General features: G+C 58.0%; 17 protein-coding genes and 1 pseudogene. 6 read left to right on the top strand and 12 right to left on the bottom strand.

All coding sequences use genetic code 11. From position 1 onward, the window contains the following. Window positions 1–3: 3 nt before the first annotated feature. The 8 genes from AC0V6U_RS13115 to AC0V6U_RS13080 all read right to left on the bottom strand — a co-directional run bounded on the left by AC0V6U_RS13115 (window position 4) and on the right by AC0V6U_RS13080 (window position 6,156). Window positions 4–399: a DUF3168 domain-containing protein gene (locus tag AC0V6U_RS13115; protein WP_472643596.1), complete on the bottom strand. Its 396-nt coding sequence runs from the start codon at window positions 397–399 to the stop codon at window positions 4–6. Between the two features lie 171 nt (window positions 400–570). Continuing rightward, window positions 571–1,116, bottom strand: coding sequence for a head-tail connector protein (locus AC0V6U_RS13110; protein ID WP_472643595.1), 546 nt, complete (start codon window positions 1,114–1,116; stop codon window positions 571–573). Window positions 1,117–1,251: 135 nt separating this feature from the next. Then, complete coding sequence (locus AC0V6U_RS13105; RefSeq protein WP_472643594.1) at window positions 1,252–2,400, bottom strand: phage major capsid protein; 1,149 nt, start codon at window positions 2,398–2,400, stop codon at window positions 1,252–1,254. A gap of 81 nt (window positions 2,401–2,481) precedes the next feature. Continuing rightward, window positions 2,482–2,838, bottom strand: coding sequence for an HK97 family phage prohead protease (locus AC0V6U_RS13100; protein ID WP_472645767.1), 357 nt, complete (start codon window positions 2,836–2,838; stop codon window positions 2,482–2,484). A 45-nt stretch (window positions 2,839–2,883) separates the two neighbouring features. After that, the gene (locus AC0V6U_RS13095) at window positions 2,884–3,192 is read right to left on the bottom strand and encodes a DUF6127 family protein (RefSeq protein WP_472643593.1); all 309 of its coding nucleotides are present in this window, start codon (window positions 3,190–3,192) and stop codon (window positions 2,884–2,886) included. Beyond that, on the bottom strand, window positions 3,189–4,355 hold the full coding sequence (locus AC0V6U_RS13090; RefSeq protein ID WP_472643592.1) for a phage portal protein: 1,167 nt from the start codon (window positions 4,353–4,355) through the stop codon (window positions 3,189–3,191). The genes AC0V6U_RS13095 and AC0V6U_RS13090 overlap by 4 nt, the downstream gene beginning before the upstream one ends. 17 nt (window positions 4,356–4,372) lie before the next feature. Continuing rightward, window positions 4,373–5,659, bottom strand: coding sequence for a DNA-packaging protein (locus AC0V6U_RS13085; protein ID WP_472645766.1), 1,287 nt, complete (start codon window positions 5,657–5,659; stop codon window positions 4,373–4,375). Between the two features lie 35 nt (window positions 5,660–5,694). Continuing rightward, the gene (locus AC0V6U_RS13080; RefSeq protein WP_472643591.1) at window positions 5,695–6,156 is read right to left on the bottom strand and encodes a hypothetical protein; all 462 of its coding nucleotides are present in this window, start codon (window positions 6,154–6,156) and stop codon (window positions 5,695–5,697) included. A gap of 264 nt (window positions 6,157–6,420) precedes the next feature. Between AC0V6U_RS13080 and AC0V6U_RS13075 the strand changes: the two genes are divergently transcribed. Beyond that, window positions 6,421–7,065: a YqaA family protein gene (locus AC0V6U_RS13075; protein WP_472645765.1), complete on the top strand. Its 645-nt coding sequence runs from the start codon at window positions 6,421–6,423 to the stop codon at window positions 7,063–7,065. Between the two features lie 3 nt (window positions 7,066–7,068). Here the strand turns inward: AC0V6U_RS13075 and spt are convergent, their stop codons facing one another. From spt to AC0V6U_RS13060, 3 genes are all read right to left on the bottom strand, one after another. Further along, a complete protein-coding gene (spt, locus tag AC0V6U_RS13070; protein WP_472643590.1) occupies window positions 7,069–8,298 on the bottom strand; it encodes a serine palmitoyltransferase in 1,230 nt (409 codons plus the stop codon). Window positions 8,299–8,312: 14 nt separating this feature from the next. Further along, window positions 8,313–8,555, bottom strand: a complete 243-nt coding sequence (locus AC0V6U_RS13065; RefSeq protein WP_472643589.1) for an acyl carrier protein — start codon at window positions 8,553–8,555, stop codon at window positions 8,313–8,315. Between the two features lie 198 nt (window positions 8,556–8,753). Beyond that, on the bottom strand, window positions 8,754–9,116 hold the full coding sequence (locus AC0V6U_RS13060; RefSeq protein WP_472643588.1) for a response regulator: 363 nt from the start codon (window positions 9,114–9,116) through the stop codon (window positions 8,754–8,756). Here AC0V6U_RS13060 and AC0V6U_RS13055 point away from each other — a divergent pair. The 5 genes and pseudogenes from AC0V6U_RS13055 to AC0V6U_RS13035 all read left to right on the top strand — a co-directional run bounded on the left by AC0V6U_RS13055 (window position 9,110) and on the right by AC0V6U_RS13035 (window position 12,397). Continuing rightward, entirely contained in the window at window positions 9,110–9,457 is a 348-nt protein-coding gene (locus tag AC0V6U_RS13055; RefSeq protein ID WP_472643587.1) for a DUF3572 domain-containing protein, read from the top strand. The two genes, AC0V6U_RS13060 and AC0V6U_RS13055, sit on opposite strands and share 7 nt — an antisense overlap. Beyond that, window positions 9,454–10,083 (top strand): HAD family hydrolase, encoded by a 630-nt coding sequence (locus tag AC0V6U_RS13050; protein ID WP_472643586.1) that lies wholly within the window; start codon window positions 9,454–9,456, stop codon window positions 10,081–10,083. The genes AC0V6U_RS13055 and AC0V6U_RS13050 overlap by 4 nt, the downstream gene beginning before the upstream one ends. Beyond that, the gene (locus tag AC0V6U_RS13045) at window positions 10,080–10,541 is read left to right on the top strand and encodes a RidA family protein (protein ID WP_472643585.1); all 462 of its coding nucleotides are present in this window, start codon (window positions 10,080–10,082) and stop codon (window positions 10,539–10,541) included. The genes AC0V6U_RS13050 and AC0V6U_RS13045 overlap by 4 nt, the downstream gene beginning before the upstream one ends. Continuing rightward, a complete protein-coding gene (locus tag AC0V6U_RS13040; RefSeq protein ID WP_472643584.1) occupies window positions 10,534–11,262 on the top strand; it encodes a glycerophosphodiester phosphodiesterase family protein in 729 nt (242 codons plus the stop codon). Before AC0V6U_RS13045 ends, AC0V6U_RS13040 begins: the two co-directional genes overlap by 8 nt. Further along, window positions 11,259–12,397, top strand: a pseudogene (locus AC0V6U_RS13035) (GNAT family N-acetyltransferase). The gene AC0V6U_RS13040 and the pseudogene AC0V6U_RS13035 overlap by 4 nt, the downstream one beginning before the upstream one ends. Here AC0V6U_RS13035 and AC0V6U_RS13030 read toward each other — a convergent pair. Then, window positions 12,394–12,723 carry an SEL1-like repeat protein gene (locus AC0V6U_RS13030; protein WP_472643583.1) on the bottom strand — a complete coding sequence of 110 codons (330 nt, stop codon included), beginning with the start codon at window positions 12,721–12,723 and terminating at the stop codon, window positions 12,394–12,396. The pseudogene AC0V6U_RS13035 and the gene AC0V6U_RS13030 overlap by 4 nt on opposite strands. Window positions 12,724–12,917: the final 194 nt, after the last annotated feature.

The following is a 12,917-nucleotide window of genomic DNA, read 5'->3' as shown; positions in this document are numbered from 1 at the left end:
GGCTTACTCCGTGATGGGTTCGAGAAGTCGGAAACGATATTCAAGCAAAGCGCCGCGCAAATTGTTCGGGCGGCGCTCGCTGCGTGCGCGCAGGAACTGCGACGACACCAATTGGAAGTCGGCTTGCTCTCGCGGGAACGCGGCGATGCGGCTTTCAATGGCCTCGACGAAGTCCGCATCTGCCGCTGGTTCATCAGCGCGGCTTTCAAGTTCAAGCGCGATGCGGATTTCGCGCCCGCGCCGATCTTTGACACTCCAGTCGGCCGAGCCGCTGGCGGCAATACCGAGCCAGGGCGGGCTTGCGGAAAGCGGGCTTTCCTCTTCGATTGCATTGATATTCTGCAGTTGAGGATCGGCTCTGAGCCAATCGATCAACGCTGCGCGCAGCAGATTTTCCATAGGTCTAAATCACCGTAAATTGAGGCCATAGCGTGCGAGCGCTGCGCCAGGTGTGATGGCGTGCACTGATTTGTTCATGACGAAACTTCGCGCGCTGTTCGGCGATACGCCCGGCTTTGAGAGTGAGGCGCTGCACCAGATCAGTGCTCGCGCTGCCTAAACGTCCTACTTTCATGTCAGGCCCACCGTGCGCCATGGGCGCCAAAGTGCGCTAACGCTGGCTGGCGGTGCAATCGCTTCTTCACGATCGCGGTCGCGGTAATAATGGGCGGCCAGCCGAATGACGCCGTGGCGCAGCGGCTTTGGCAGCTCGTCCCAATCGGCAGCCATTCCGGTGACGGTCTGCACTACGACAGCGCGTGCATCAGCAGATGATATGAGCGTGAAACAGGCGCGTCCGGCGCTATCAATCTCGATCTCGAAATCATCGTCTGCAAGCGTGCTGCGTATGCCATTTTGGGCGAGCAGTTCTGCCGATACCAAGCTTTGAACGGGCCGCGATGGTAAGTGGTAACGCCCTGCAATCGGCGGTAAGCTGTCTTCCAGCGTGACTTCCAGCGGCACTTGGCCAATCACGGCCCCACACATGGAAAGGCTGGTCGCAAGCAGCTCGACCAACATATCATCTTCATTGGATCGAGTGATCCCTAGCCAGGCCTTCAACTCATCAAGCGGTGCGCCATTGAGGTCGGCCGCAATCACAATAGTCCGCCGCATTGCGGTCTCCCAGAAACAGATTTCAATAGGGGTGCACCCGCGCTGCTTCAGCAGGCGGGAGGGTGGCCTGGAGCGGCGCGGGTGCGGGGTGCCGACTAGGGAGAAAGGGGCTAACTCAACCTAGCCGGGAGCCGATCAGGCCTCGACTTTGAGGAGTTTGATCGCATTGCTGTCGAGCACTTTGCCGCCAACACGTTTGGTAGCGTAGAAATGCACGAACGGCTTGTTGGTGAACGGATCGCGCAGCACTTGCGTGGCGCTGCGTTCAGCAATCAAATAGCCATGACGGAAGTTGCCGAACGCGATTGGATATGTGCCTGAGGCGATGTCAGGCATGTCTTCGGCTTCGACCACGGGATAGCCAAGTAGGCGATCCGGTTGGCCCTCGACCATGCCAGGTTGCCAGAGAAACGCGCCATCAGCGGTCTTCAGCTTGCGGACTTCAGCCAGTGTGGCCGAATTCATCACAAAGCTGGCGCCTTGCCGGTGACCTGATTTCATCGTGTGAATGAGATCGATCAGCTTGGCATCGGGCGCGCCATCAAAGCCGTTTGCATCGCCGGAGCCGACATATTGCAGAGTTCCAAAGGCACGCACGCCATCTTCGCCGGTGCCCATTGGGGCGCTGAGGAAGCCTTCGGGCTGGTCAGAGCCGGTGCCAGAAACGAATGCTGCGCCTTCTGCGCGGGCAAATTCGCTTGCGATCTCACTTGCTAGCCATGCTTCAAGGTTGAACCCGGCGTCGTCCAGCATTGCTTGGCTGGCGGCTGGATTGGCATAGAGGTCGCCGGTTGGCGGGGCGATTTCGGCAAATTCTGGCGCGTCGGTTTCTGGGCGCGTCGATGTCTCACTGACCCAGCCAGAAGCGGTTCCGCCGGTTGAGACGAGCTTGCGATAACCAGCGCTGCCGGTTTGTACGACCTGTGCGATGGAGCGGATCGGACTGATTTCAGCAAGCTCTGTGGCGATAAGTGCATCAATCTCTCGCGGAACCGCATAGCCACCATCGGTGGGGACTGCGCCGCTGATCGACTTGATTTCGCTCTCTTTGCCGCGGCGCAGGTAGCCATCGACAAAGCCCTTAACTTCGTTTGATGTGGTGCCGCCGCCAATTGATGGCCGACCAGCTGCGCGGGAGACCTTATCAAGGCGCGCTTTCACTTCGTCGACATCGCTGCGCAGGCCAACAATATCGGCCTCAGCCTGATCTTGCCGAGCGACAATATCGAAGCTCTCTTCCAGCTGATCATTGGGGGTAACATTAGGGACGGGAGTGCTTTCCATGGGGCATGCAACCTTTCTGTTGGGCATAAAAAAGGCCGCCCCGTTGGCGGCCAGTTGGGAAATTCAAAATGCAGTTTCGTGTCAGGTGACGAGGTGAACTCGTGCACCGTGCTGGAGGGGATGCGTCACTAGGCTGACCTCGAAGAGATCAATGGCGAGCAATTCGCGGCCCTTGTCGGTTTTACGATATTGGCGAGCGCGATAGCCAAAACTGAGCCCATCGACCTCGCCCTGCTTGAGCATCGCGGCGCCGCGCGCATCTTGTTTGTCGATCCGGGCGACAATGCGCAGCCCTTTGGCATCCTCAGATATATCCTCGATGATACCGAGAGGCTGGTCGGGCCTGTGCTGCCATAGCAACGGCAAAGGCTCGTCCTGCTCCGTCAGTGTGTCAAGAAATGCGCCGGGCCTAACGGTGTCTTGCGCTGCATCGGCGATGTTAAACAGGCTGGCATAGCCGAGCGAAACGGATCGGTTCGGCGCTCATTTCAAGAGCTCCCAACCGCCCAATCGGACAGCGATACCGATCAGGACCAAGGCCAGCAGTGCTCGTATCGCCCAGCCTACAAATGCTTTCCAAGCGCTTGTCTTGGCATCGCGCCAAGCCTGCAGCAGTTCGCGCAGTTCATCCAAATCGCCTTGGGCGCCCGCATCACCTAACCCCAACCGGGCCAAGACTTTCTCCGCTGCCAGCTCGCTCGATTCCTCAATCATGGCTCGCAGTGTTGCGATGTCTGCGCCATTTTCGGAGGCTTGGACCATCAAGCTCGCCAGCATTTCTTCGCGGCTCATGGCGTTTCCCCTTCAGCTTCCTCTGGGGGCAGTCCGAGCATTTCTCGCTTTTCGGCGCGGGACAGGAATTCGGCGTCAGAGACCTGCTTCCACAGCCGTTCGCGGTCTTCTGAGAGCGCTGGTACGCGGTCCATATCAACGCGCAGCTCTCCTTCCGGGAACCACGGCGCCAGGCCTTCGTGCAAAGCGCCGAAGAGCTTATCAGCGAGCGGCAGTAAGGTCAGTCGCCACAGCGCTCGATTGGCCTCGCGGTAGTTAGAGTAGGTGTTATCGCCTGGCAGGCCGAGCAGCATTGGCGGGACACCAAATGCGAGCGCAATGTCGCGTGCAGCTGCGCTTTTGAGGGTCGCAAAGTCCATGTCCGCCGGAGACAGCGCCATGCTTTGCCATTTGAGCCCGCCATCGAGCAGCATAGGGCGGCCTGCGTTGCTGTGGCCAGAAAAGGCGCTGGCGAGTTCAGACTTAAGCCGGTCGAATTGATCCGTGGTCAGGCCCACGCCATCACCTGCGTCATAGACAAGAGCGCCAGAAGGCCTGGCGGCATTTTCCAATAAAGTCCGGTTCCAATTTGCCGCCGCATTGTGAATGGCGATTGCTTCATGCGCTGCGGCCAGAGCGCCCGCGCCGTAGTGATCCTCGACCGGGTGCATGGCCTTGATATGGATCATATTGGGCCAGCCGTTATCATCCTCAAGCGGGATAGTGATCGGCTGGTCAGAGGGGCGATATTCAAACGCACATGGCCAACCGTCAGCGCCCGCGACAATTTTGACCCGATCTGGTCGAAGCGCAAACAACTCGACGACCTGTCCGGATGCATCCTTGATGATTTGGACAAAACCATTGCCGTGCAGCACAACATGCGCTGCAATCGTCTCGATCAAGGACTGTCCTGCGCTGGTCGATTGCACCAGAGCTTTTAAAGCATCGTCATTGCACGTCAGCGGCGACTGACCGACACCTTCCGCGACAATGCGGACGGCGCGTTGAGCAATCGGATTGCTCAAAAAGCCATCGCGGATCGCCTTGTGATATTCGTAGTTTCGGGTGCCATCTGCTGCATTAAATGCTGGTGCCCAGGTTGGGATGAAGCTTGGTGCAAGCGGCACACGAGCTTCCTCGCCGCCTTTAAAAGCAGCGGCGATTGTTTCGAGCAAAGCCATGAAATTTCCTTCTGCAGTCAGATTGGCAGCACGCGAGGCCGATGAGATGGGCCGAGCATTAGTTCAGTGAGCGCCCAGACCAGCGCATCGGCGCGGTCGGGGCTGCGGCCTGGTCCGGCGTATTCGCCGCCGGTCTTAAGGCCGCATATTTGATCTTCGAGTTGCGGGAATAATCCGCAGTGTCTCACCCGCCCGATCTCGTAGAGCGCGGCAACGGGCTCAGCGCGGGCGACTTTGCCGCGACTGGCGTGGACCAGTTTTATCGGCAGTGTGTTGTTGGCGGCGCGCAGCACGCTGGAAACCATCGCGCCGCCTTGATTGGCCTCTGCGACCACACGGTCGGCATTCCATTCTTCGGCAGCTGCGGCAACGCGCCGCGCCCATTGCTCAGGGCTGGCCTGTTCGATTGTGCAATCGGCCAGCACACGTCCAATTTGATCTTGTCCTAAAGCGGCAACGATAATTCCGCAGGCATCGCCATTGGCCGAGGCGGGCGGATCAACCGCCACCACCACCCTCGCATCATCCGGTCTCTCGCCCGTTTCCCGGGCATGTTCGACCATCGACCGTGTCCACAGCGCGCCTTCAATATCGGTCAGGATTTCGCCGTCGATTTCCTGCCGGGCCTGCTGGCTACCAGCGAATTCGCCCTCAATCGCGGCAAGGAAACGCTGAGGCAGATTGATCGAATTGTCATAGGTCGAACCGCGTGTGACAGCGGCTTCGCCGTTTTCCTCCTGCTCCAAAATTCGTGTAATCAATGGCACGCTGCGCGGTGTCGTGGTCACTGCGATCCGTGGGTCGCTGCCAAGTCTGAGACCCATCAAGAGATTGTCCCAGCAACGCGTTGCTCGCTCATGAGCAAGCGGCCATTTACAAACCTCGTCACACCACGCGTGGGTATGCTGGGGGCCTCTTAGTAATTCTGGTTCCGCGGCTGAGAACAGCTGCGCTTGCGCCCCGTTGGGAAAGCGCAGCCTCCTTAGTGACGGTTCAAAAACGGGCCTGCGCTCTGGCGGGCAGCAGGCGATAATTCCGCTTTCTCCCTCAACCATAACAGAGCGCGCTTCGGCCAGCGAAGACGAGACCAATGCGATCCGCGCCTGAGAATTGCCTTCAGCGATTGATCGCACCCATTCCGAGCCAGCGCGGGTCTTGCCAAAACCGCGTCCAGCCAGGATCAACCAGATGCGCCACTCGCCTTCGGGCGGCAATTGCGCGAGCCGCGCAAAAAAGCCCCAGTGATAGGCAAATTCTGCGCGTTCTTGAGCGTTGAGTACGCGGCTCAATTCTTCGCGCACCATGGCCGGTGCGGTCGCCAGCCAATCATTTTGCTCGATCACGTGTCTTTCGCTTCTCGGGCCCGCTCCTGCTGTATTCTGAGCCGGATCTCCTCCACCTTGCGATCGATCGATCCACGAATTTCGGCGGCGCTTACATTGCGCTGTTCCGCTTGCGCTCTGGCGGCGTTGTCACGGTGTGCGTTGAGGAGACGAATGGCATTGGCAAAGTCATATTTTGACGCATCAGCTGTTTGCAGGTCGCCCTCACGCAAGCGGCGGAGGACTTCCATTTCCAAATGTTCATACCCTTCCCACAATGCGGCGAGCCAGCGCTGGGCAAACTCCGGCTCGTTGGCCCGGGCGCGGTAGACATAGCTGTTCGATACGCCGGCAAACTCAGCAGAGCGGCTGACGTTTGAGGATTGCGCGAGGCGCTCAATGAACCGGTCGCGCCAACGCGAGTTTATCCGCGGGCGTTTTTCCTGGCCGGGATCATCCGACCGTGAATTGTCTGGCATCTTTGGTCTCCGCTCGGCCCGGCTGAAGCTGAAACGCCAGAGGGACCGAAATAGGAAAGTCGCGGGAGCTGGTCTGAGGTTTGTCTCAGCCCCTCGTTTCGACTCACACTATCGCGATGTTGATTTCTTCTAACCAATGATCGTGACAATGTCAATACAAAAGTACCAAATAGGTTATTTAATCTCAGTTGCGTCCTGTCTAGGGCGAGGCTAAGCGCTGGTTATCACTCGGGCGCGAACTGGCGAAAGACACCCAAGCTCATGATGAAATTGCTGCGCGGTCTCTACAATTGGACCATGGACAAGGCCGCTCACCCTAAGGCGGTGTGGTGGTTGGCGTTCTTCTGCTTCATCGAATCGAGCTTCTTTCCCATCCCGCCGCACCCGCTGCTAGGCCTGATGTGTCTTGCCGAGCCGAAGAAAGCGATCCGTTTTGCGATTGTCGCCACGGTGTCATCGGTGCTTGGCGGATTGTTCGGCTATGCGATCGGATACTTTCTGTACGACGCTGTCGGCTCTTGGGTAATCGGCGTGCTCGGCCTTACCGAGAGCTTCCCGGTCGCGGCTTGCTACATCCGCGAGCAAGGCGGCCTGGCCGTCTTCTTTGCCGCTGGTACGCCGGTCCCGTTCAAATTGATGACAATTACAGCGGGCTTTATCGAGATGAACCTTATGACGTTCACGCTCGCCGCCATCGCTGGGCGCGCGCTCATCTTTATGATTGTCGGCGTGCTGTTCCAGCTGTTCGGCGCGCCGATCAAGGCGGTCATCGACAAATACCTTGGCTGGGTCACCACGGCCTTCGTCATTCTGGTGGTCGGCGGCTTCGTGGTGTTCACGCAGCTCGCGGGCAGCGAGAACGAAGGCGAAGTGAACGCCTGCGACAATGCAACCGAAGTGCGCGCTTAGTGCTTAGATAATGCCCATCGCCTTGCCGGCGCGTTCGAACATTCCGAGGACCGTCTCGACTTCCTCCGCCGAGTGTTCCGCACATAGCGAGCAGCGCAGCAAGGTCATGTTCGCCGGTGTTGCCGGTGGGCGCGCCAGATTGACGTAGAGCCCCTCTTTCAGCAGTGCTTCCCACATCGCCGCACCGCGCTCCAGATCCGGCATGATAACGGCCACGATCGCGCTTTGTGGCTCGCTGGTGCCAAGCTCAAAGCCGAGCTCGGTCAAACCGCCATGGAGCCGTTTGGAGTTTTCCCAGAGGTGCGCGCGTTTGTTCGCGCCATGCATCAGCTTGCGAATGGAGGTCGCCGCCGTCGCCACAACGCTGGGCGGCAGGCTGGCGGTGAAGACATAGGGGCGGCAGACAAGCCGCATGATGTCGAATTTGGGGTGGTTGGACACGCAGAACCCGCCAACTGTCCCAACGCTTTTCGAAAATGTGCCTATGACAAAATCAACATCATCGATCACGCCTTGCTCTTCGCACACGCCGCGGCCGTTTTCGCCGATGAAACCCATCGAATGCGCTTCGTCGACCAGCACCATCGCGCCATATTTCTTCGCGATCGCGACCATTTCTTTTAGCGGAGCGACGTCGCCCAGCATCGAATAGACGCCTTCGAGGATAACGAGTTTGCCCGCACCCTCTGGAATGCGGCGCAGGCGCTTTTCCATCGCTTCGACATCGTTGTGTTTAAACGGAACAACCTCTGCATTGCCCATCGCGCAGCCATCCCAAATCGAGGCGTGGCTATCGATATCAAGGACGATGTAGTCGCCCTTTCCAGCGAGAGTAGCGATGATCCCGAGATTGGCCTGATAACCCGTCGAGAACACCATCGCGTGATCCATCGCGTAAAATTCGCGCAATGCATCTTCGCATTCCCGGTGGCCTTGATAGGTGCCATTGAGAACGCGGCTGCCAGTTGTGCCTGAGCCGTAATCGGACAAGGCCTGCTTGCCCGCATCGATCACATCCGGATCGAACGTCATGCCCATGTAATTGTATGTGCCGAGCAAGATTGTCTCGCGCCCATTGCAGATCGCGGTGGTCGGCGAGAGAACCTTTTCCATGACGAGATTGAAGGGGTCTTCAATACCGCTCGCGAGCAGGGTTTCGCGCGTTTGGATTAGGTCGTCGAACTTGGACAGGAGATCGCCAGTTGGCGCGATATCGGTAAGGGTCTCAGTCATGGGCAAAGCCTATATCAGCTATCCTGCATTTTGTGCACAGCAGCGACCAACTGACCGTAATTTTCGATTTCGGCCTGTTGGTTCATGCTGATGATGATGTCGAATTCGTCTTCAATCTCGGCGACAAAATCCATCACGGTCAGGCTGTCAAACTCCAGATCACCTGCAAATGTGGTCGCGTTTTCGATAGTAACGCCCTTCTTATTGAAAGGCTCGATCAAGGCGCGGATACGCTCATCAACTGCGGCAGAATCCATGGTGTTGGCGCTCACTTTCTCAGTGCAATTTCAGCTTCAAGGACGAGGTCTAGAGGTATTTGGAATCGCAGACCAGCCCATATGAAACCATTTCTCGGGGGCAAACGGCTCAAATCATTGCCGCTTAGCACTCACTTGGCCTTCAATTTCGAGAATTCAAGTTGCGGACGCTAATGGCGCACGATCCATATTTTCGCGTCAAACCAGAGCTTTGACCGCATTCATAAACGGCATGATCGAAACGGGCTTTGCGAGGTAACCGGCGGCACCCGCCGAGCGAATCCGTTCCTCGTCACCCTTTCCGGCAAAGGCTGTGACCGCCAAAACCGGGATCTCGCACAGCGAGGTGTCACGCTTGGCCGCCTCGATCAGGTCTACACCGGAAATGCCGGGCAGCTGAATATCCATAATGATCAGATCTGGAGCGGTTCCGCGCGCCATTTCAAGCACCTGATCGCCATCCGCGACAGGCTCGACTTCAAAGCCGTTTGCCTTCAACACGTCGCAGAACAGTTTTCGATTGAGGTCATTATCCTCGACAACCAAGATTCGCTTTGCCACTGACCGATGCTCCCCCGAAGTGGGCTGATTACCCCGACAAAGAGGTTACGACAATTCAAAATCCAAATATTCACGATGCCGAAGCGCAACAGCTCAGCCCGCAAACCCTCGCTTTGGCGGTGCTGGGGTGGGTCCTGGAGGACGGTGAGCGCGCGGAGCGCTACCTCGATTTGACCGGGCTTGATGCGGATAGCTTGCGCGGCGGATTGAACGATCCGACGGTGCTAGCCTCGGTTTTCGATTTTCTAGCGAACCACGAACCGGACCTGATCAGAGCTGCAGAAGCGCTCGCAGTGACCCCTGAAGAACTGATCGCTGCCCGCCAGGAGCTTACATCATGAGCCGGCCTCTTATCATCAGCGATTGTGACGAAGTGATCCTCCACATGGTCGCCCCGTTCAAGCAATGGCTTGAGAGCAGCCAAGGCGTGGATTTTGAGCTGGAGGGCAACAGCTTCGCGACCGCTTTGCGCTGGCAGGAAAGCGGTGATGTCTTGGATCAAAAGGATATTTGGCGGTTTCTGGGCGGATTTTTCGACACCGAAATGGACAGCCAAATGCCGATTGCGGGCGCGGTCGAGGGCCTCAACCACTTGTCAGAGCAAGCTGACGTCGTGATCCTCACCAATCTGGTCGACGAGCGGCGCGATCATCGCGCCGAGCAATTGGCGGCGCACGGTCTCAATGCTCGTGTATTCACCAATCAGGGCCCGAAAGGCCCGGCGCTGCAATCCATTTTGGCGGAATATTCGCCGAGCCGGGCGATTTTCATTGATGACTTGGCGCAACATCACGAATCCGCATCAGAAGTGGTGCCGGACACTGTGCGATTGCACTTGTGCGGGGAGCCTATGATCGCGCCACACATCGATTGCGCGCACAAGGCCGGTCACGCCAATGCGAGGATCGATGAGTGGTCGCGCGCGTTACCGTGGTTGTTAGAGCGTTTGGAAGAGGAAGCACGATGAGTATCGAAGCCCGCCTGAAGGAACTTGGTATCACGTTGCCAGAGGCCGCCGCGCCCGTTGCGAGCTATGTTCCGGTCGTGTTGCAGAATGGCTTTGCGCATGTCTCCGGCCAATTGCCTTTTATTGACGGAGAGCTTGCGACAGGCCGGTTGGGCGATGATGTTTCGCTTGAAGATGGCCAGGCGGCGGCGCGAGCATGCGGGCTGATGATTTTGGCGCAGCTGAAAGCTGCTGGGATCGATCTCGACCGCGTGACGCGGGTCGTAAAGCTTGGTGCATTCGTCAATTGCACGCCGGATTACATTGACCAACCTAAGGTCGCCAATGGCGCGTCTGATCTGATGCAAGAGGTGTTTGGCGACATTGGCCGCCATGCACGTGCTGCCGTCGGCGTGCCAGCCTTGCCGCTAGGCGCTGCGGTTGAGGTGGACGCGATTATCGCCATTGCCAGTGAGTGAGCGTCGCGCTCCGCATTGGTTAACGGAGTGGGTCTACGCCCACCGCGGACTGCATGGGCCCGGCGTCCCTGAAAACTCGGTCGCCGCAGCAGAGGCCGCCATCGCGGCGGGCATGGGCATTGAATGCGATATCCAGCGCAGCCGCGACAATGAGCCGATGGTTTTCCACGACTGGGAGCTTGCTCGGCTGACAGACCAAGAGGGCGAAACAGGCGCGCTCAATATGGGCGAGTTCGCTCAGCTGCGCTTGTTAGGAACACGGGAGCATCCCGTCCCGCTTGCTCAGTTTCTGGACATCATTGACGGCAAAGTACCGGTGTTGATCGAGATAAAATCCAAGCCCGGATATGATGTAGATCTGACATGTAAATGTGTCAGTGCTGCACTGGCAGATTATGCGGGCGATCATGCGGTCATGAGCTTCGATCCGCGCGTCGGGCATTGGTTTGCCGAACATGATCCTCAAACAACCCGGGGCTTGGTCTGCACAGACACGCTGGACCTTGGGTTTCTGGGCGTGTGGCGGCAACCCGGCGCGCTCGAGCAAGCTCAGCCAGATTTTCTCGCGATGGACATTCGCGACCTCCCCAATGCGCTGTGCGACACTTGGCGCACGGCGAAGCGGCCTCTTCTCAGCTGGACCATTCGCAGTCAGGAATTGCGCGAGCGATCGCGAGCGCTGATCGACGCGCCGATCGCTGAAGGCGAGGGGATCGCGTGAGCGGCGATGAGCTGACTGTGCGGCTGGCGCCAAGCGTTGGCTCATTCGATGCGGCCGAATGGAATGCGCTCAATCCGAGCGGAAACCCTTTCGTCAGCTATGAATTTCTGACCGCGATGGAGGATTCCGGCAGCGTGGGTGAAGGCACGGGCTGGGACCCAGTGCCAATCGCCATAACTGGCGAGAATGGCAAGCTGCTGGCGGCCATGCCTAGCTATGCCAAAAGGCACAGTCAGGGCGAATATGTGTTCGACCATTCCTGGGCCGATGCCTATCAGCGCGCCGCACGGGCGCTATTATCCGAAGCTTCAGATTGCCTCGCCGTTTACTCCTGCGACCGGTCCGCGCTTGCTGCTGTCCGATCCATCATTGGCGCTGCATCTGCTCAAGGGCGCAGAATTGGTATGCGAGCAAAACGGGCTCTCCTCAGCGCATGCGACCTTTATCGATGAAGCGCAAATGCCTTTGTTCGAGGATGCTCGGCTGGTTGAAGCGAAGCGATCTGCAATTTCATTGGATCAACCGCGGCTACAGCACTTTTGATGATTTTCTGGATGCTCTCTCGTCCCGTAAACGCAAAAACCTGCGCAAAGAGCGGGCGGCGGCGCAGAAAGATCTGCAAATCTCGCGTCTTTCGGGAGGCGACATAAAGGCGGAGCATTGGGATGCGTTCTGGGTGTTCTACCAAGACACGGGTGCGCGCAAATGGGGGACGCCTTATCTGACCCGCGAAGCATTCACGTTGCTGCACGAACGGATGGGTGACAGCCTAGTTATGATCCTCGCTCTGGACGAGGGGATGCCGATTGCAGGCGCGCTTAATTTTATCGGCCAGGATGCGCTTTATGGGCGCTATTGGGGATGCGCGCGCGATGTGCGCTTCCTGCACTTTGAGCTGTGCTATTACCAAGCCATTGAGATCGCGATCGAACGCGGTCTGGACCGGGTAGAAGCTGGCGCGCAAGGCGGCCACAAACTCGCCCGTGGTTATGAACCCGTGCAAACCTGGTCGGCGCATTGGATTGCCGACCCTGGTTTTCGTGATGCGGTCGCGGACTTCTTAGAGCGCGAGCGCGATGGCGTGGCGACCGATCAAGTCCTGTTGGACCGGCGCACGCCCTTCAAACAGAATTAGGCAGCTTGGCGGCGGGTCTCAGAGAGCCATTGGCGCGCACGGCGCTGAGCTTCTGCGATTTCGCGAGCGGTCATTTCATCAGAAATATCTGCGCGGCACCATGCTGCCTCTTCATGACCCTGCGCAGCGGCAAGGTTAAACCATTTGTGCGCCTCGATAAGATCGCATTCAGCGCCATTGCTGCCGGTTGAAAAAGATACGCCCAGATCAAAATGCGCTGAAATGTCGCCATGAGATGCAGCTGCCAGATATTCGGCAAGGATCTCGTTGTTCAGGTCTGTGCCCAGTTCGGTGGCTACGCCGCCAGTGATTGGTTTAAGTTCCATTGTTTGGTTACCCCGTTAATCACGAAACCAACGCCCCCCGGCTGGTCCGCTTAACCAAGTCCTCGCTCCTCGTGGTCAACAATTGGTTAACGGCGACGTTAATTTTTGTGATTTGGCAGCGCGAAGTGCGCAAGATCCAATATTTTTGGCCCCGTGATGACACTGGGTTGGGGAAAGCTGCTTGTGCGTCTCAG

The organism is Erythrobacter sp. W36 (assembly GCF_057364935.1).
The sequence above is the reverse complement of the archived record's forward strand: the minus strand, read 5'-3'. Positions and strand labels throughout refer to the sequence as shown.